We start from the raw sequence: 20,132 nt of genomic DNA, 5'->3' as shown, positions 1-20,132 counted from the left end.
GAGCTCCTTTACTATCGCAAAATAGTACAAAAATTCAATACTATATTACATTGAACCATTAATAAAAGCAAGCGTTGAAACTACTTGTTGTAGTTATTAACGTCACTTTGAGTGTAAGAGTCAATAGTAGTGTGACCGTTGTTAGATGCTTGTTGCATGAAGTTAACAACATCTTGGTCAGACCAGTTAGAAGTATCAGCACCAATGTCAGCTAACTTAGAGCGAACTTGAGCAATGGTATTAGCAGTCACAGCTTGACCATCGACCATCATGCTGCTTGAAGAATCGCTAGAAGAACTAGATGAGTCGGATGAAGAATCAGAATCTACATCTGAACTTGACTTATCTGAAGCATTATCTGAGCTATTCTTAGTAGCATCACTTGTATCGCCATTCTTGTTCTTAGCCTTGTCTAGTAATCTTTCGGCATTTTGACGAATATCTTCATAGTATTCTTTGTATTGACCATCAAGATATGGCATAGAAAGAACTTGAGTAGCATAATCTTCAGCCTTATCGTAGTTTTCATTTTCATAGGCAGCTTGTGCCTTGCGGTAAAGCGGGGTTAATTCGTTGTCCAAGTTGTTTTGAACTTCATCAATAGTGTTGTAAAGCTTCTTGGCTTGGTTAGTCATTACTGAGTAGCCGTTTCTTTGACCAATAGCCTTAGTTAATTGGGTAAGTGATGAGTTGTAATTATACTTGTCAATGTTGTTAGCAGCCTTGCTTAGTTGTTCAGCTTGTTTAGCATAGGCCTTAGATTCTTCGGTATTCTTTTCCTTGTTAGCAGCAGCGAATTTTTCTTGTGCTTTCTTGTAGTTCTGGGCTTTAGCAGCCTTTTTACCAGCGGCCATCAATGATGCATAAGTGCTTGAATTATTGGATGAACCAGCTTGTGAGCTACAACCCGCAACAGTGAACATTGCAAATAATGCAACAGTTGCAATCCATAATTTAGATTTTTTCATTATTGAAAAAGTTCTCCCTTCCTATAGGTAAAAATTGTCGCTGCCCTAATTATAGCAACATTTAAATAATAAAACATTATTCTACATCAAATCTTAATCTATCAGGAATACAATTGTAATAATGGAGTATAAGTGATTAATTGTAATGTTATAATTTCAGTAGAAATATTTTTAGGAGTGACGTGAAATGAGAAAACTCAACTTTAATATGAGAAAACTCAACTTCGAAATAAATTGGATAATAGAAAATTGAAATAAGAACAGCAAGAAAAACGAACTAACTAAATAAGCTTTATAAATATTTTCCCCGCCTAGCTGCGGGGATTTTTATTTTTTTAAAAAGATTGGCACATTTTATGAAGATGGATCGTTAGTAATAGTGTAAGGCAAATCACCGGTGAGTTCTTACGAGAAATTACTATTATAAGGAGAGGTAAAGATGAACAATCTTATCGAGCAAAACATTCAATTCACATTCTCAGGTGACAACTACAAGGACGGCAAGATGAGTCGTATCTATAAGAACGTAAGAAGGGATGCTGCAGCTAGTGACCTGGTTAAGGTCGGCAAGGCAATCTCCAGCTTGCAAAAGGATAAGGGATTAGTTGAAGCAATCCTAATTCAGAAGTCAGCAGTAGATTTATCCGCTGAATAAAAATTCGTACATATAAAGGAAAGTAAGAGAGGAACATGACAATGGCAACTACTAAGGTGTTACAATTAACATTTATTAATGATCAAAACAAGAAGAAGACAATTACCTTAGCCAATGCGGCTGGTGACTTGAATGGTGAAGAAGTGAAGGCGGCAATGAGCACAATTTCACAAGCTAATGTATTTGAAAAGGACGGCGTAGTACTCTATCGAACCCCTGATTCTGCTAAGTACATTGAAAGAACTGTTACGACATTGTTTGAAAATAACGAGGCTGCTTAAAGCTATACTTTTAGAATTAGTTAACATAGTTCTATTGGTCAAAAAAATCTATAAAATTTTGAAATATTTTTGAAATATTTACATAAGATTTTGGTGAATGATTTTCAAATTATAAAAGCGGTAGCAATTGCTAAAAGGCGCACTATGGTGCGCTTTTTTTACGTTTAAAAATTCAAAAAGAAATTATATTATCAAAATTTTCTAAATTTAAGCGTATTACATACTTATTAAAAAACAAAAAATCCCACTATATGCTTTGCAAATAAAGCCAAACATAGTTATAATGTATAGCGTGGTAAGCAATAGGAAGAATGCTTCAGGCGTGTGCCTGTACAGCATGCGGATTTCTTATTTGGGAATGACTACCTCGGAGAATTTATAAACCTTCGATCTTGAATTAAGGAATTTTGTACAATTATAGGCGATTTCACAAATGAGCCTTTTACCTGTTGCGTATTGATTTATCAAGGAGGAAAAAACCACATGAAGAAGAATATTAAATTTGTCGGTGCTGCAGCTGCTGCTTTATTAGCTGTTGCTCCAGTTGTTGCTTCAACTACTGTTGCTAGCGCTGCAACTACTGTACCAGTAGAAGTTAGTGGTAATGGTTCAACTACTACCGCTACTGCAACTACTAAGGCTGTATTAAGTGTTAGTGTATCAAACGTTAACGCAATCAAGGACGGTGCCGCAGCATCATCATTAAAAGTTAACTTGAACTCTAACGTAGGTACTCCTAAAGTTACCGGTGGTAAAGCATTAGTTTACCCAAAGAGCGAAGTACAAATTAACGACGGTGTTGCAACTGTTAGCGCAAATGCTCATGCTGTTTCTACTCTTAAGAAGGGTACTGAATACGCTGTAGTAGTTAAGGACGTAACTTTATCTGGTTTCACTGCTGACCAAAAGGGTGTTACTGTAAACGGTAAAGATGTAAAGGTTGATACTTACGGTAACATTACTACTCCAACTACTGTTGGTGCATACTTCACTACCCCAGATACTAGCTTAACTGGTGAACCTTACGTTTACACTAAGATTCAACAAGGTGGCATTAAGGCTGACACTGTAGTATCTAACGGTACTGTATCTGTTGCTGCAGATGGTAACAACAAGGTTTCTGTATCTAGCGTTGTAGATGCAATTACTAAGAACTTTGCTGCTCAAGCTGCAGGTACTGCAACTGCTTCATTCACTAACGTTGAAGGCGATGTAAACAGCGCTTTAAACGCAGCAAGCATTCCAGTATCTAACGGTTCATTTACTGCACCTGCTTCAGGTTTATTTACTGTTAATGTTTCAGTTTTAGCAAACAACGGTAAGACTATGACTTTCCCAGTTTTAGTTATTACTAATGGTACTAACTTAACTGATTCTCAAAAGGCTTTATACCCAGTAATTACTTACAACGGTAAAGACTTATCACAACCTTCAGCAACTGTTGATGCTTCTGGCGCTTCATTCGCTAACGTTGCACTTAACGGTTCAGTAGATACTGCTGCAATCAAGAATGCTTTCGGCGCTAAAGTAGTAACTAACGATGGCAAGCAACAAAGCTTATCAGTATCAGTAGATACTTCTAAGGTTAACACTGCTGTTGCAGGTAAGTACCCTGTAACTGTTAGCGCAACTAACGCAAACAACAACACTTCTAAGGCTGCATTTACTGTAACTGTTGGTGTTGCAGGTGCTACTTACAAGACTACTGCACAAGCAGGTGACGTATACAGCCTTAACGGTAACACTGCTACTAAGACTAGTGAAACTGTTAACTCAGGTGCAAGCCTTGCAACTTTCGGTACTGTAACTATTGATGGTACTTCATACACTATCATCAACAGCAAGAACTCTGGTAAGGCAGTATTAACTTCCTTATTCACTTCTCAAAAGACTACTGAAAAGACCATTATGCACATTGCTCAATACTACGACAAAGATGGTAAGAAGACTACTTTGAACGGTAAGAACACTGTTGGTGCATACAACAAGGTAACTGTTTACGAGAACACTGTAACCATTAACGGTAAGAAGTACTACCAAGTTGCTGGTTCTACTGTTTACATCAAGGCTACTAACGTTGACCCAACTTCACGTACTTTAGGCCACAACGCTTACATCTACAACAACAAGGGTAAGAGAGTTCAAAAGACTACTACTCTTAAGAAGGGCTCAAACGTAAACACTTACGGTGGTGCATTCTCAATTAAGCAAAACGGTGTTAAGAAGGCAATGTACAGAATTAACAAGAACCAATACGTTAAGGTTGCTAACTTCAAATAATCTTTGATTTTTGAAGAATCTAACACTGAAAAGAGACGATACTTCGGTATCGTCTTTTTTTGTATCCTTTTTAAATAAAAGCTTTACATGGCTAGCATGTTTCTGTATCTTAGTTATTAAATCAATTTTTTATTTAAATAAGGAGAAGCTAATTAATGAACAAGTGCAACTTACCCCGAGAGCCAGAATATCGAGAATGGGATAAGCAGAAGATAGCCGACTTAGTGTTAACAGATAAGAAGCTACAAACTTACATCAAGATAGCTAAAGAATATGTCTTTAACATTAATACTATTGCAGCTTACAGCTTTGCCAAGAATCCACTTGCAGGTAAGTATGCTAGTGTGATTTTTGACAAGGAAGAAGGAATTGTCTTATGCAAGTTATCGACTTCCTGCATTCTGCAACGGTTCACGATGTTTAGCTTAATAAGTGGCGTTACGAGTCAGAAGATGATCGTTAAGTTATTAGGCTACAAGTACAATAATGTCTTGTCATTCGGTCATTCTGCTTACTTTTCGATGCACGGTTACACGCAAGGAACTTCCGACTGGGCATGCTTGCATAACATGGCTGATTATTCTGCTGTAAAGAGCACAATTGTCTTTAAGACAGTTGTCTGGGGTGAGGTTGAGTATATCTTCTCTTATTATGATTGCGTGAAGAGTATCGGTTCCAGAATTAGAGAGGCTCTGCACCACAACCAACATAATCATGCGATGATCCACAAGTACATGGATGGCATTGGCTATGGCAATTGTGATTTAGACAGGTCTTCAATTCTAGGTAATCCTGAATTTCAGATAAGCAAGATTAATATTAAGGCTTCTTGCCAAGACATTGGTGAGAGGGTTGTTAAGGATTGGCACATAAATTGCTTGCGGATATTTGCTCAAGAATATGAATGTCCTAGCATAGTTAAGGATCAAGAAGATATTTATTCACAATCTAAGCGTAAGAAGTCTATTCATTAAGTTTTAACCGTCTAAATATAGATTTTGACGGTTTTTATTTTGAAAAAATTTTTTCCAAAGCTAGAACTTAAGATTATGTTGATATATTTATAAATTAAAAATTATTAGTTTATAAATATTTATTTAAAGATATATACTTAGGAACCATTGAACTTGGTTATTAATTGCCTGCATATCTTGCTAATCTAATAGTGCACAAGCGCTTGTGACAATGAATTAGGGAGAATTTGTCACAATGATTATTAGTAAAGATGCATTTAGCAAAGCATGGGAAAATAGGAAGTTAGTAGCAGGTGCGCTTAAGGCGGCACATGTTTATACTAGCTATGTCGCATATGAAGATTTATTTCAAGATGGGTTAGTAATCTATGCAGAAATGTTAGATAAGCGTAGCCACCAGGATCGGGCAGAAGTTGATAAGCTGAGCTTTCGCAAGATTATCTGGCACACGCTTGATGAACTGCGCAAGATTCAACGAACTGAGGAGCGCAATAGTGATATCGACTTAGCGTGTGACTTGCATATTGAAGAGCAGGACTGGGACCTGCAGTTATTAGTGCGAGATTGCGTTAGCACGATGAGTGAGATGAAGCAGATGATTCTTGTTAAGCATCTGCTTGGTAGATTACCGTTAGTGGAGTTGAGCAAGGAGTTGGGTTATTCACGTCGCAGCTTGCAGCGGGCTAAGAAGGAATTGCTAGCTGAGCTTGCTTATCAATTAAACAGGTTGTAGTGTGTTTATTAAGTTAATTTTGTTTTACATAAGTTTAAGATTCTAGTATAATAGCATATGAAAAGAGGGCAGTGAATCCTACTCACTACCCTCAATCGTAACTTAAGAATGACTGTGTGCTAAGCTAATCCTTGTGGTTAGCTTTTTTTTGTTATCGAATAAGCAATTGCTAAGCGAATGGCAAAAGTACCTAATGCACCAAGCACAATACTTATTGAGATAGCAATATCCACTATCAACAAGGTGAGCTTCGCCTCTCCAGTCTATTCCAAATTTGCATGACAATCACCTCCGTAACTTAAAATGTTGAGGGGTGTGTAGTCATGTCTAAAGTTACTAAGCTAAGTGGGAGCTACCCAACAAAGCCTAGTATCATTTTAACAGAGTTGAAGTTAAAAATCTTGTTAGTTATAAATAATTTCTTATATACTGTTTCTATTATAAGTACTGCAATTATTTTATTTGAGTGTCATTTAAGTTTACTTAGATTAGTAAATTTAGTATAATAGCATATGAAAAGAGGGAAGTGAATGCGACTCACTACCCTCAATCGTAACTTAAGAATGACTAGATGTTGAAGCTAATCCTTGTGATTAGCTTTTTTTGTTATCGAATAAGCAATTGCTAAGCGAATGGCAAAAGTACCTAATGCACCAAGCACAATACTTATTGAGATAGCAATATCCACTATCAACAAGGTGAGCTTCGCCTCTCCAGTCTATTCCAATTTCGCATGACAATCACCTCCGTAACTTAAAATGTTGAGGGGTGTGTAGTCATGTCTAAAGTTACTAAGCTAAGTGGGAGCTACCCAACAAAGCCTAGTATCATTTTAACAGAGTTGAAGTTAAAAATCTTGTTAGTTATAAATAATTTCTTATATACTGTTTCTATTATAAGTACTGCAATTATTTTATTTAAGTGTCATTTAAGTTTACTTAGATTAGTAAATTTAGTATAATAGCATATGAAAAGAGGGCAGTGACCGTAATTCACTACCCTCAATCGTAACTTAAGAATGACTGTTGGGTAAGCTAATCCTTGTGGTTAGCTTTTTTTGCTATTGAATAAGCAATTGCTAAGCGAATGGCAAAAGTACCCAATGCACCAAGCACAATACTTATTGAGATAGCAATATCCACTATCAACAAGGTGAGCTTCGCCTCTCCAGTCTATTCCAATTTCGCATGACAATCACCTCCGTAACTTAAAATGTTGAGGGGTGTGTAGTCATGTCTAAAGTTACTAAGCTAAGTGGGAGCTACCCAACAAAGCCTAGTATTATTCTAACAGAGTTGAGATTAAAAATCTTGCTCTTGTATCTTGATTACAAAACTTGTGACAATGATGTTAAAGCATACTTATTAATATTTTTAATGCAATAATTTATTAAGCATTATATTTTAATATTAAAAAAATAACTCATTCATCAAAAAGTATATTTTTGGTAAACAGAAAAATCAGCATTTTAAGTGAATAATGATTTAAAAATTATTCTTTTTCATTGTTGCGAGGTTTTCTATATTTTTTCTTTTGATTTTCATGACTAAACATTTTTAGATGAGATCCAATATCTACTGCTACTAAAATTAAATCTTGAAATTCAATTTTATAGATAATAACCACATTATTTGTTTCAGGCGGCCTTTCACCTTTCGGTGTGTCCCTAAGATGAAACTTACTATAACCTGAAAGTTTTCGAACTGAATCATGATCTTGAAACTCGTCGGGTAATGTTTCACCATTTAATAAAATATCTATTGCGTCTTTAACTTCGTCAACAATTGTCGGATCTAGTTTGCTTAAATAGCGTAAATGTTCTGTAAATGACTTTCTAGGTTTCAAACTTAATTTATAACTCATGACTTGAAGCTACTCCAATATTTATTTGGATCTACGACAGGATCGTCGGGTAAAATATTCATTTCAATCAATTTATCCCGAGCAATTGCATAATCTAATGAATCTTCTTTTGCATGAACGGCTTCAAGCAGGGCATTTAATTTATCTTGAGAAATTACTGCCGCGGTTCTTTGCTTTGATCTAGCTATTAGAACAGTTTCATTATCTTCTTCAACTTGATCCAGATAATCTTTAAGATGATCTCTGAAATCGCTTTGTGTAGTTGCTACTGGCATAATCTTCCCTCCTTTGATTATTAGTTACTTAATACTGTACTTTATTAAGTACTCAATTACAATTATCTATACACATAGTTACATAGCTTGTGACAATGATATTTACACATATTATTTGTAGAATTTTGTTTTATTTAAGTTTAGGTTTTAGTATAATAGCATATGAAAAGAGGGCAGTGACCGTAATTCACTACCCTCAATCGTAACTTAAGAATGACTAGGTTGGTAAGCTAATCCTTGTGGTTAGCTTTTTTTGTTGCGGTCTTTTATTTTACAGGGTGCATAGCTTTATTATAGAATTAAATTAAAGCGCTTTTATTTATTAAATTTATTTAGTAAGGAGATTGCTATGAGGATTGCAATGTTCAACCCATCTGAAAGTGAAAGGGCAATTGTTAAAGGTATTGCTGCCAAGCAAGGCATTGAAGTTAAGTTAGTAGATGATATTTTAACACCAGAAAGTGTAGTTGAGGCTAAGGACTGCGATGGTATTTCTATCTTGCAGACGGTGATGCTTGATCAAGAAGAAGTCTATCGAACTTTGCATGATTACGGCATTAAGTCAATCGGTTTAAGAAGTGTGGGTACTAATACGATCGACTTCGATTTAGCTAAGAAGTATGACCTAATCATTACTCATGTGCCAGTATATTCTCCAAGAGCAATTGCAGAAATGGCAGTTACACAAGCGATGTATCTAGTTCGCAAGATTGGCTTGTTCCATGAACATATGGATAAAGACTATGACTTTTCATATCCGACTGCTTTGATTAGTGATGAGATCTATAACAAGACAATTGGGCTAATTGGCGTCGGAAATATCGGTAGTGCAGTTGCGCAGATCTTTAGTGCTTTAGGTGCTAAGGTTATTGCTTATGATGTTATCTATAATCCTGCTAATGAGCCATTCTTGACTTATGCAGACTTTGACACAGTTATTAAAGAGGCCGACGTTATCTCTCTGCACACGCCATTATTGCCAAGCACTAAGAATATGATTAGTACCAAGCAATTTGAAGAAATGAAGAATACAGCCTATCTAATTAATGTTGCCCGTGGGGGCTTGATTGATACTGATGCCTTGATTAAGGCCTTGCAAGAAGAACAGATTGCTGGAGCTGGGCTTGATACCTTGGCTGATGAAGCAACTTACTTTGGTAAGAAGGTAAGGGTCCAAGATATACCTGAAGACTACAAGATACTTAGAGCAATGCCAAATGTAATCATCACTCCTCACTCAGCTTACTTCACTGAAACGGCAGTAAAGAACATGGTTAAGATTAGCTTAGAAGACACTGTTAGAATTGCTGAAGGCAAGAAGCCTTTATTTGCCGCAAATAAATAATTTTGATTAAAGCCAGCCCGTCTAGCTACATTAACTGGTAGCTAGATAAGCTGGCTTTTTAGCAACTAAAGTATTAAAAATGCTACACTTATTCTAAGTATAATTATTATAAAAGAAGCGATCTAGTCCCAATAATCAATAAAAGTTATCTCTACTTCTTCGTTAAGGATGCTAAGCAGGAATTCCTCGATCAAGCATCAAAAAATAACATCAAAGTCATTAAGTATGATGATTTTTTGAACGAAGATAATTGACTGTCTATAAGTCTAAATAAAATAACAGATAAGAATTATGCTAAAAAATCCATTTTTTATTAAACACAAGCGTTATTTAGCGTTAAACTAATAAGTGTAAGGATTTACATACGGACATTAATTATTAAGTTTGAGGAATTATTAATAGAATATTACTTTTTGATGTCAAAACATAAGTTTGGTTGTTTATTGCAACCGACGCTTATATTATATAAGATGTGTATGAATGCAGAGGAATACAAAAATGGATAAACGAACAATCACCGGCATTGCGACTGCTGCAATTATCACAACTGCAGGAATCACAATTACCAATAACGTAAAGCCTTTGAATATTACAGGTTCTGGCGGTGAAGTCAAGGCTGCTACCAGCCAGACCGCTCAACAATTCATTAATAAAGCAGCACCTAGTGCTACAGAAGCTTCATCTAAGTATGGTACTTATACTTCTGTCATGATTGCGCAAGCTGCTGTTGAATCTGGATGGGGGCAGTCAACTTTAGCTCAAGAGCCGAATAATAATTTATTTGGTATTAAGGGTAGTTATAACGGTCAATCAGTTTCGATGAAGACTGGTGAATATGGCGCTAATGGTTACTATACCACGACTGCCGATTTCCGTAAGTATCCGTCATACACAGAATCATTTAACGATAATGGGTCCCTGCTTAGACAGCAGATGGGATCCTATTATTCAGGCGCCTGGGTTGAGAATGCCAAGAATTACCAAGAAGCTGTCCAAAATGGCTTGCAGGGTAAGTATGCTACCGCACCTAACTATGCAAGTACATTAGATTCAGTTATCAAGGCTAATAATCTTGACCAATACGACCCTAAGACCATAACTGTTAATGAAACCAAGACTGTTGTCAATACTACGCCAATCACTAGTGCTCCTGTGGACAGTGATGTCGCTAAGCAAGTCGGAATAGCGAGAGTTGGACAACAAGTTACGGTCACTAAGCGTATTACCTATGCTAATGGTGTATCGCATTCTTTGATTGGATCTGGTTGGGTGAATGATAGCGCATTTGGCAATAATGTAGTTGTTAAGCCAACGACTACAACTAAGCAGACTAGCAACTCCTCTTCCAAGAAGAAAAAGTCAGCCAGCTACACATACGTTAAGACCAATGAAGTCGTCAAGGTATTATCTGCGCCAGAAGGCGGGGCACCAGTCCTTAAGAGTCCTAATGGTAAGGCTACTGGTCAGCACTTAGCTCTTAATACTAGTTGGCGGGTATCAGGCTATGCCATTGTAGATGGTGTTCGTTATAATCGAGTCGGATCTAAGCAATGGCTATCTACTATTTATACTGATCCAGTTACTAGCGATAAGACCGTTTCCCAAGCTCCTAAAGCTTCCAAGTCTTCAACCACTAAAAAAGAAGCCAAAAAATCAACGTCAACCACTTCCTATGAGAAGGTAGTGGGTAAGTTTAGAGTTACCGCTTCTAATATTGACGTTTGGACTTCACCTAACAAGAAGGTTACGGGGCAGTGGCTTCCAGCTAATAGCACTTGGAAGATTACTGGCAAGAAGACGAGCCGAGGCAAGGTTTGGTATCGGATAAGTAAGAATAAGTGGGTTAAGAGTGATGGTCTTAAGGTTCAGAGCCTTAAGGCAGCTCCGATCTCTCAAGCTCCAACTACAAAAAAGACTACCAATAAAGTTGACTATACTGTTCAAAAGAGTAGTGGTGTCATAACAGTTAACAGCAAGCCAGATGAAGGTATTGTTGTTTGGTCACAACCTGGTAAGAACCCAAGCACTAAGTACCTTAAAGTAGGTACAAGTTGGAAGTTTTTCAAGATTGCAATTTGGAATGGCGAGAAATGGTACAACCTAGGTGGAAATCAGTGGGTTCCAGCTAAATATGTTATGGTTAGATAACCAACTTAAGAAGATAATTCGGCAATTAATTGATCGAAAATAATAATTTTTTGGAGGAATTGCATGCGTTCAGCAAACAAAAAATTTTTCAGCGCTTTAGCTTGTGCTGGAGTAATGGCTACTACTGCCTTTATCGGAGTTAAGACTAACATCGTCAGCCCTAAGGCAGTTCAAGTTAAGGCAGCCAAGACTAGCGTTGCAACACGTTCATATGGTGTTGATGTTTCTAGTTTTCAGAGTACAGACCTTTCTAAGAATGCACAAGCAGGTGCACAATTCGCAATTGTGAAGGTAAGTGAAGGTACTAGCTACCGCAACCCTAATGCTAAGGGACAGATTGCTAGTGCGCTTGCTAATAATATGATGCCAATGGCATATCATTTTGCAACTTTTGGCGCTAATAGTTCTGCTGCAGTTGCTGAAGCTAACTATGCAATCAGTTCTGCTCAAGCCTTCGGCCTGCCAAAGGGTTCATACATTGCAATTGACTGGGAAACCGGTGACGGCAACAACGTTAACGGCGGCAAGGATGCTAGTGCTAATGCTATCTTGGCATTTATGAATAAGATTAATGCTGCTGGCTATCAGCCCTTGCTATATTCAGGTGCATACTTACTGAGAAGTAATATCAATACTAATACTATCTTAGCTAAGTACCCTAACTCACTTTGGGTTGCTTCATATGCTACAACTGGTAGAATTGATACACCTGACTTCAATTACTTCCCATCAATGAATGGTGTTGCAATCTGGCAATTTACTGATAATTGGCGTGGCTTATATGTAGATGGGAACATTTCATTATTACCACTTTCATTTAATACAGCTTCAAGTCAAGCCCCAGCTTCTAACTCTAGTTCATCATCAAGTTCAAGTTCGAAGTCTAGTTCATCTACTTCAACTACTAAGACTTCAACTGATAATACTAATCAAGATAAGACTACAATTAGAACTCCTAAGACGATTATGTTTAAGTCTAGAATCTACAATAAGAGTGGTCAATATATTGGTAAGTATTACTCAGCTTACACCCCAATTACTGTTATTGGTGGTTCCGTAGAAATCAACGGCAAGCTTTACTATCAGATTGGTGATAACCAATACGTAAAAGTTAATAATGTTGATGGTACTTCACGCACATTTACTCATAATGCTTATGTTTACAATAACCGTGGTAGCCGTATCTATACTTATGGCACTAAGTTATACAAGGGTGCAAGTAGGAACACTTACGGTAGTGCAATTACTATTAAGGATGGCACTGGCAAGAAGTATTACCGGATTGGTAAGAATGCCTACGTTAAGGCTGCTAATTTTAGATAATAATTGACTAGATTTTTAACTCACCTCTGTTGGGGGTGAGTTTTTTTATAACAAAAAAATTAATAGAAAAATAAATTTGAATCGGTTACACTTAGTAGTATAGATACTAGTTTAGAAGGGAAAATAATTATGGACAAAAAAACAATCACACAGATTGCGACTGCTGCTTTAATTACGACTGCAGGCATTTCTGTTACGAATAATATTAAGCCATTGAATGTCACTGGCAGTGGCAGTGAAGTTAAGGCCGCAACTAACCAATCTGCGCAGCAATTTATTAATAAAGCTGCTTCTGCAGCTACCAACGCTTCTTCCAAGTATGGAACTTACACCTCGGTAATGATTGCACAAGCGGCAGTTGAATCTGGTTGGGGGAATTCAACTTTATCACAAGAACCTAATAATAACTTATTCGGCATCAAGGGAAGCTATAATGGTCAATCAGTAACTATGAATACTGGTGAATATGGTGCCAATGGTTACTACACCACTAATGCTAACTTTAGAAAATATCCATCCTATGAAGAGTCATTTAATGACAATGGGGCTTTATTACGTAGCCAAATGGGTAACTACTATTCAGGTGCCTGGGTTGAGAATGCGAACTCCGGTAAGGAAGCTACTCAAAATGGTCTTCAAGGGAAGTATGCGACTGCACCAAATTATTCTGACACTCTAAATAAAGTGATAGATACGTATAACTTACAACAATATGACCCAACGACTACCTCTGTTAACGAGACTAAGACTGTAACTAAAACTACACCAATTACTTCGGCTCCAGTAGATAGTGATGTCGCTACTCAAATCGGTACTGCTCGTGTTGGTCAAGTGATGAATATTTCTAAGTACATTACTTACAAAAATGGTGTCTCTCATGCCTTAACTGAGTCTGGTTGGGTTAACAGCCTTGCCTTTGCACCAACTGGTCAGACAACGTCAACAACTCAGTCAACTAGCCAAACAACAACTACCCAAGTAAAGGCTGTTCAAAAGCCAACTACTAATACTACTAGTGAAACTAAAACCACTCAGCAGCCAGTTACTTCAACTAAACCAGCAGTAACTACAACTAATAAGGTTGATACTAGTTCAGCTGTTAAGAAATCTAGTGCAGCTAAGCCGCTGCAAGAAGTAATTAAGACTAGTCCTAAGCCAGTAGTAAAACAATCAGTAACTGAAACCTCTGTGTCTAAGTCTGTCAAAGAAGTAAAGTCTGTTACTACTCCAGCTAAGGCTACCAAGTTTGAAGTGGCTAAGGCAACTACTTCAAGTCAATCAGTAGCTAAGCCTGCAGCTGAAGTTAAAGTTGCAAGTCCTAAAGTAGCAGTAACTAAGCCTGCTCAAACTAAGGCATCCAGCTCTTCTGCTAGTGTAGTTAAGTCTAGCATCAAGTCTGTCGAAACTACCCCAGTTAAGTTAGCTAAGACTACTAAGATTACTACTCCTAAGACAACTACCAAGGCTAAGCCGGTTTCACAAGCGCCAAGCGCACCAATTGTCGCTAAGCCAGTTGTTAAAGTAACTAAGCTAGCTACTAAGCCAATCGCTCAAACTGAAACTACAACCAAGGTAGCAGCTCAAGCTAATTATATTAATAATAATATTGTAATCTACAAGGCTAAAGGTGTAGTGACAATTAATGCTAAGCCAGACTATGGTGTTGTTGTCTGGTCACAACCTGGTAAGAATCCTACTAATAGATTCTTGAAGAATGGTACTAGTTGGAAGTTCTTCAAGATTGCAATTATTAACGGGATGAAGTGGTACAACTTAGGTGGTAATCAATGGGTTCCAGCTAAGGCAGTTATGGTAAGGTAAGATTTTTAGATCAAAGTATGGCACAATAAGGTAGTAAACTTTAAGTGGAGGAAAGTCATTTGATTTATACAATTACTTTAGATGGTACCGAAAGTGTAATGGGCAAGGGAGTAGATGTTTCTTTAATTTTAAAAAAGCTGGGTGTTGATTCTATTGCCACAGGAATTATTCATAAGACCCGTGAAAAGAAAATTGACACCGAACTAGACAAGGCTGGGATTTCTCATGCTTTCATCAATCCTAGTCGCAGCAGAAAGATTAGCGCTCAAACCCAGCAAGAGTTGCTTGACTATCTAAAAGAAAATCTGCAAATGGGCGACACTGTTGTTGTAGCTGGCAAGTTTGCGACCGGAATTGATCCAGCTTACTTGATTGATATTGCAACATTAACGACTAAGAAGATGGGTTATGTTGTAGTGGATGTACCATATGCCACAGCAATGGATATTCTGCCACTTCACCCGCTCTTAATTAAGCCTAATAAGCAAGAGTTAAAAGATTGGTTCGAATTAAGTGATAAGTCTTTGAGTAATGAGCACTTAATCAACTTAGCCCATGAAATGGTTGCCGATGGTGCGGATCATGTACTTCTTTCGCTAGGTAAGGAAGGCGCAGCAATCGTCAACTTAATGCATGCCTTTATTGCACCTGCTCCAGAAGTAGATGTAGTTGATGATAATGGCGCTGGCGCTACCTTATTAGCCACATTCTTAGCAGGTATAACTAAGAATTATGCACCAGTCCGTAACTTGGCTGATAGTATTGCAGCTGCAACTGATACCGTTCAAAGCGAATGGCTGACAGATTTTGAAAAAACTGCCGATTTACAAAGACAAGTTATTGCTGAAAAGATTTCATTTGAAAAAGCTCAGTAATAATGAAATATTTAACAAAAAAGTATCACCTTTGAGTTGAGGTGATACTTTTTTGTGTGGGATTAATGTTGTATTTGCGGTTAAAATAATTAGTTAAAAAGTTGCTGAAATACTATAATAAGGGTTAGTTTTTATCTTAATCTTGTGTACAATAGTTTTAACAAAAATAGAAAGGGAATATAGTATCTTGGAACAACTATCAATTTTTATTGTTGCTTTGGCGGCTTTGACAATTCCAATTCTCATGGCAAGGCTTAATATTTCAACGATACCAACAGCCGTAGCTGAGATTATTGCAGGGATTATTTTGGGTAAGTCGTTTCTAAATATTATTGCCAGCAATAGTGAGATTACCATGCTTTCTAACCTGGGAGTAACATTATTGATGTTTCTTTCAGGGATGGAAATTAATTTTAGCTTATTTAAGCGTGATAACAAGAAGAAAAAGTCTAACGCAAAGGAAGTTAATCCTCCTAAGGTTGCAATCTTATCATTTGTACTAGTGGTAATTTTTGCTGCAATTTTAGCAATTATTTTAAAACTATTAGGCTTATTCAGCGATATTATGCTGGCAACAATTATCTTTAGTACAGTTGCTCTAGGTATAGTAATTGCAACATTAAAAGAAAAAGAAATCTTATCCCGTCCGATTGGGCAGACTATTTTGCTAACGGCTGTGTTAGGAGAAGTAGTACCACTATTATTGCTTACAATTTACGCTTCAATAAATGGTGGTAATGCGGGACAATTATGGCTAATTGTGCTTTTGTTTGTTGCGGCGATTTTCCTTTTGAATCGATTTCGTGGACCTTATCACTGGTTTAACAAGATTTCAAAGTCGACAACACAATTAGATATTCGCTTGGCATTTTTCTTGATTTTTACTTTAGTGACAGTTGCTGAGCGAGTAGGTGCTGAGAACATTCTAGGTGCCTTCTTAGCAGGAATGGTAATGAAGCTATTAGAGCCAAGCGAAGCAACGATGGATAAGTTAACTTCAATTGGCTATGGTTTCTTTATACCTGTATTTTTTATTATGACCGGGGTTAACTTGAACTTAAGAAGCTTGTTGACTAATCCTAGTGCCTTAATGTTGATTCCTATCTTAGTAATCTTCTTGTTAGTTGCTAAGTTGCCGGTCTTTGTAGTTTATAGGCGTAACTTTAACTTGCGCAATAGTTGGGCAGGGACATTCTTAGTGATGACGACGATCACGATTGTCTTGCCTACCTTACAAGTAGCACGTAAGCTGCATGCCATCTCAGCTACCCAATCAGATGCCTTTACCCTAGCGGCAGTTATTGTTTGCATCTTGGGGCCGATTTTATTCAATGCTCGCTTCAAGCTAACAATTGAAGATAAGATCAAGGAGCGGGTTAACATTATTGGTACGAATCTAATGACCGTACCTGTTGCTCAGGAATTGCGTGATAATTGGTATAACGTTAAGATGTTTACCCACCTGAAGAATAACTATGATACTTATAAGAGTAGGGTCGCTAAGCTGACCTTGGTAGACGAGATGAATGAATCTAGCCTAGAAAAGAGTGGCGCCTTTAATGCTGACTTATTAGTTGCCGGTTTAAGGGATGATGAAGATAATATCCGCATCGGTCACTTAGCTAAGACCAAGGGAGTTAAGCGAGTGATTGTTAGCTTGATAAATCCAACTCCAGAAAGAGTCAAGCGAGTTGCAGACCAAGGGATTGAAGTGTTTAATCAGTTTAATGTTGAAACGTCAGTCTTGCGTTCCTTGATTGAGTCACCTTCAATCTTGAAGATCTTAAACGATACCCAAAACGGTCTTTACGAAGTTACTGTTCGCAACCATCGTTATACTGGCCAGAAGTTAATGAACCTAGAGTTTATTGATAAGATGACGATCAGTCGAATTCGGCGTGATGACAAGTGGCTTACACCACATGGTAATACGATTATCGAACCTGGTGATCACGTAATCTTTACTGCTAAAGTAAAAGATGTAACTAAAATTCGTGAAGAACTTGGTCGTGAAAACTAATAAAAAAATTGCACTCTTGATTAGGAGGTGCAATTTTTTTGTTTATTTTTGTAAATTTTCTAAGCTGGTTTCTTTAGCTTGAGAGGTGATGTTTTTGGGAATAGTTAGCTTATTAACTTCATTAATATTGCTTAGATGAAAGCTGATTGAACCCATATCTTGCTTATAAATAAGTTTGTACTCTAGATCGCGTAGGTTCTGGTGGCGGTCAGTTTTGATATTTAAAACTACCTTTTCAATTTGATTAGCTAAAGGTGTCGCTTGAGAATTAGTAACTTGTGATGACTCTAAGATTCCCTTGATAATATCGGCATCGCTGCCTTGATAAGAAATATGATAGCCACTAAGACCGTCAAGTTTGACTTTCAGCTTATCTAAGGCTGCTCTATCAAACTTATCAAAGTTATGGCTAGTAAATAACTTCTTAGAACTAGAAAACATTGTCCCGAAGAACATCTTGTAAGCCTGCTTATTGCTAATATCAAGATAGTACCATTTGTCTTTTAACTTGGTATAGACACGGTCTTGACTGGACCAATAATTCTGATCTTGAGAATTAGCGGGATTAGAAGTCAGGGCTATATGATTTATTTGATCGTTGAACTCTAAAGTTTGGGTGACGTTTTCTTTTGAAGATTTGATTTTAATAACGCTACGGGCAGAATTAATTGTAGTTGTAGAACTATTAGACAGTAAGGTACTTGATGAAGGTTTACTTAAGATAATATAACTAGCAGACAAGATTAATACTGCCGCTATTATCCCGATTACTAGACCAATAATTTTAGGAGATAGATGTTGTCTATTTGCCATTTGTATTTACCTTATTTTTTAGCTTGTTTTTGCTTAATTTTTTGAACATCAATGGCATTCTTTTGGATAGAGTTAGGAACTGAGAGCTTGTTATGCTCATTCAATTCATCATAGACTTGCTTCCAAGTAAAGTCATACTTGCCATTAATATTGAAGCTAGCTTGGTAGGTAATATTAGTGATTCTCTTAGTTAACTTATTAATAATGTAATTAATCTTAATATTTTGAACTGAGGCGGCATTAATTGTTCTAGAGATGTTCATATTCTGTGAACCAGGGCTATTCATAGTATCAACAACCAAGACATTCAATACCTTCCAGATATCGCTATTCGTGCCGCTGTAGGACACACTATAGCTGGAAGTGCCTGACTTCTTTACTTGAGCATGTTTAACAAACTCTTGATTAATTGCGTCTAAGGTGCTGCTTTTGAAGCGGCTAGTTAATTGATTAGGATCGAAGTTATTGGCATCAGACTTATTCTCAATCCACTTACCGTGGTTAGCTGGCAATAAAAGATAGATAGTAGAATTAGTCAGCCAGATTTTTTCGCTTTGAGTTTTTGATTTATTAGAAATAGCGTAATCCATGTAAGTTACAGAGCCCTGCTTAAATTTGCCACTTGCCTTAGTAGTCTGGTTCATTTCTTTAGAAGCTAGGTTTAGAGTATAGTGGCCGCTCTTGATATTCTTAGCAAAGCTAGAATTGATTAGACTAGTAGCTGAAGGCAGAGAAGGAGTCTGCTTTTGGTTTTCTTTTTTGCTGCAGGCAGTTATTAGGGTTAATGTCATAAGTCCTAGTATTAATACTAAAAGGGATGATTTTTGCTTAAAAAATTTCATATTAATTCTCCAAATAAAAATTATATCTGTATCTATTTTACACTTTTAGGGTATTCAATATAGGAAGAAAAATTGTTTTTTCGCGGATTTCCTATGATTTTTTAACTTAAGCGTGTAAAATAGTTAATGAAACAATGTTATAAAAGGAGATACAGTTCATGTCAAAATTAGTATTGATTCGTCACGGACAAAGTGAATGGAACCTTTCTAACCAATTTACTGGTTGGGTTGATGTTAACCTTTCAGAAAAAGGTGTTGAAGAAGCTAAGAAGGCAGGCCGTTTAATTAAGGAACACGGCCTTCAATTTGACCAAGCTTACACTTCAGTATTAACTCGTGCTATCAAGACTTTGCACTTTGCACTTGAAGAAAGTGACCAACTTTGGATTCCAGAAACTAAGACTTGGAGATTAAACGAACGTCACTACGGTGCACTTCAAGGCTTAAACAAGAAGAAGACTGCTGAAAAGTACGGTGACGAACAAGTTCACATTTGGCGTCGTTCTTACGATGTTTTACCACCAGCTATCGAAGATGACAATGAATTTAGTCAAGCACATGATCGTCGCTATGCTAAGCTTGATCCACACATCGTTCCTAAGGCAGAAAACCTTAAGGTAACTTTGGAAAGAGTTATGCCTTTCTGGGAAGACCACATTGCACCAGACTTACTTGATGGTAAGAACGTAATTATTGCTGCTCACGGTAACTCACTTCGTGCTTTAACTAAGTACATTGAAAACATCTCTGATGAAGATATCATGAACTTAGAAATGAAGACTGGTGAACCAGTTGTTTACACATTCGATGAAAACTTGGATGTTGTTAACAAGGAAAAGCTTGATGACTAATTAAGCATCCTATAAAAGAAGCTCTCGACTTATTGTCGGGAGCTTTTTTTAACAGTCATATATTT

Annotated in this window: 17 protein-coding genes; 12 read left to right on the top strand and 5 right to left on the bottom strand. The window is 37.0% G+C overall.

The features are described from left to right. Window positions 1-80 precede the first annotated feature (80 nt). Window positions 81-968, bottom strand: a complete 888-nt coding sequence (locus J2Z60_RS02885) for a hypothetical protein (RefSeq protein WP_209686165.1) — start codon at window positions 966-968, stop codon at window positions 81-83. Window positions 969-1,407: 439 nt separating this feature from the next. Between J2Z60_RS02885 and J2Z60_RS02880 the strand changes: the two genes are divergently transcribed. The 5 genes from J2Z60_RS02880 to J2Z60_RS02860 all read left to right on the top strand — a co-directional run bounded on the left by J2Z60_RS02880 (window position 1,408) and on the right by J2Z60_RS02860 (window position 5,891). Next, window positions 1,408-1,623, top strand: coding sequence for a DUF1659 domain-containing protein (locus J2Z60_RS02880; protein ID WP_209686164.1), 216 nt, complete (start codon window positions 1,408-1,410; stop codon window positions 1,621-1,623). A 41-nt stretch (window positions 1,624-1,664) separates the two neighbouring features. Continuing rightward, the gene (locus tag J2Z60_RS02875; protein WP_425352210.1) at window positions 1,665-1,904 is read left to right on the top strand and encodes a DUF2922 domain-containing protein; all 240 of its coding nucleotides are present in this window, start codon (window positions 1,665-1,667) and stop codon (window positions 1,902-1,904) included. Between the two features lie 483 nt (window positions 1,905-2,387). Beyond that, window positions 2,388-4,184 (top strand): SLAP domain-containing protein, encoded by a 1,797-nt coding sequence (locus tag J2Z60_RS02870; protein WP_209686162.1) that lies wholly within the window; start codon window positions 2,388-2,390, stop codon window positions 4,182-4,184. Between the two features lie 155 nt (window positions 4,185-4,339). Further along, window positions 4,340-5,158, top strand: coding sequence for a hypothetical protein (locus J2Z60_RS02865; protein ID WP_209686161.1), 819 nt, complete (start codon window positions 4,340-4,342; stop codon window positions 5,156-5,158). 235 nt (window positions 5,159-5,393) lie between these two features. Further along, entirely contained in the window at window positions 5,394-5,891 is a 498-nt protein-coding gene (locus J2Z60_RS02860; RefSeq protein WP_209686160.1) for a sigma-70 family RNA polymerase sigma factor, read from the top strand. Between the two features lie 1,491 nt (window positions 5,892-7,382). Here the strand turns inward: J2Z60_RS02860 and J2Z60_RS02855 are convergent. After that, window positions 7,383-7,736 carry a type II toxin-antitoxin system YafQ family toxin gene (locus tag J2Z60_RS02855; protein WP_245328691.1) on the bottom strand — a complete coding sequence of 118 codons (354 nt, stop codon included), beginning with the start codon at window positions 7,734-7,736 and terminating at the stop codon, window positions 7,383-7,385. 14 nt (window positions 7,737-7,750) lie between these two features. Further along, window positions 7,751-8,029: a type II toxin-antitoxin system Phd/YefM family antitoxin gene (locus tag J2Z60_RS02850; RefSeq protein ID WP_209686158.1), complete on the bottom strand. Its 279-nt coding sequence runs from the start codon at window positions 8,027-8,029 to the stop codon at window positions 7,751-7,753. A gap of 349 nt (window positions 8,030-8,378) precedes the next feature. On the opposite strand from J2Z60_RS02850, the gene J2Z60_RS02845 reads away from it, so the two are divergent. The 6 genes from J2Z60_RS02845 to J2Z60_RS02820 all read left to right on the top strand — a co-directional run bounded on the left by J2Z60_RS02845 (window position 8,379) and on the right by J2Z60_RS02820 (window position 17,561). Continuing rightward, the gene (locus J2Z60_RS02845; protein ID WP_209686157.1) at window positions 8,379-9,374 is read left to right on the top strand and encodes a D-2-hydroxyacid dehydrogenase; all 996 of its coding nucleotides are present in this window, start codon (window positions 8,379-8,381) and stop codon (window positions 9,372-9,374) included. Between the two features lie 498 nt (window positions 9,375-9,872). Beyond that, a complete protein-coding gene (locus J2Z60_RS02840) occupies window positions 9,873-11,522 on the top strand; it encodes a glycoside hydrolase family 73 protein (protein ID WP_209686156.1) in 1,650 nt (549 codons plus the stop codon). Window positions 11,523-11,585: 63 nt separating this feature from the next. Further along, window positions 11,586-12,845: a GH25 family lysozyme gene (locus J2Z60_RS02835; protein WP_209686155.1), complete on the top strand. Its 1,260-nt coding sequence runs from the start codon at window positions 11,586-11,588 to the stop codon at window positions 12,843-12,845. 129 nt (window positions 12,846-12,974) lie between these two features. Further along, the gene (locus J2Z60_RS02830; RefSeq protein WP_209686154.1) at window positions 12,975-14,666 is read left to right on the top strand and encodes a glycoside hydrolase family 73 protein; all 1,692 of its coding nucleotides are present in this window, start codon (window positions 12,975-12,977) and stop codon (window positions 14,664-14,666) included. A 59-nt stretch (window positions 14,667-14,725) separates the two neighbouring features. Further along, a complete protein-coding gene (locus J2Z60_RS02825) occupies window positions 14,726-15,541 on the top strand; it encodes a PfkB family carbohydrate kinase (protein ID WP_245328690.1) in 816 nt (271 codons plus the stop codon). Window positions 15,542-15,785: 244 nt separating this feature from the next. Beyond that, entirely contained in the window at window positions 15,786-17,561 is a 1,776-nt protein-coding gene (locus J2Z60_RS02820; protein ID WP_245328702.1) for a monovalent cation:proton antiporter family protein, read from the top strand. A 42-nt stretch (window positions 17,562-17,603) separates the two neighbouring features. Here the strand turns inward: J2Z60_RS02820 and J2Z60_RS02815 are convergent, their stop codons facing one another. Both J2Z60_RS02815 and J2Z60_RS02810 read right to left on the bottom strand, forming a co-directional pair. Next, window positions 17,604-18,374: a hypothetical protein gene (locus tag J2Z60_RS02815; RefSeq protein WP_209686151.1), complete on the bottom strand. Its 771-nt coding sequence runs from the start codon at window positions 18,372-18,374 to the stop codon at window positions 17,604-17,606. An 11-nt stretch (window positions 18,375-18,385) separates the two neighbouring features. Continuing rightward, entirely contained in the window at window positions 18,386-19,216 is an 831-nt protein-coding gene (locus J2Z60_RS02810; protein ID WP_209686150.1) for a hypothetical protein, read from the bottom strand. 158 nt (window positions 19,217-19,374) lie between these two features. On the opposite strand from J2Z60_RS02810, the gene J2Z60_RS02805 reads away from it, so the two are divergent. Beyond that, window positions 19,375-20,067: a 2,3-diphosphoglycerate-dependent phosphoglycerate mutase gene (locus tag J2Z60_RS02805; protein WP_209686149.1), complete on the top strand. Its 693-nt coding sequence runs from the start codon at window positions 19,375-19,377 to the stop codon at window positions 20,065-20,067. The last annotated feature ends 65 nt before the right edge of the window (window positions 20,068-20,132 follow it).

This window comes from Lactobacillus colini, assembly GCF_017874575.1.
In the GTDB taxonomy this organism is placed as follows: Bacteria; Bacillota; Bacilli; order Lactobacillales; family Lactobacillaceae; genus Lactobacillus; species Lactobacillus colini.
The sequence above is the reverse complement of the archived record's forward strand: the minus strand, read 5'-3'. Positions and strand labels throughout refer to the sequence as shown.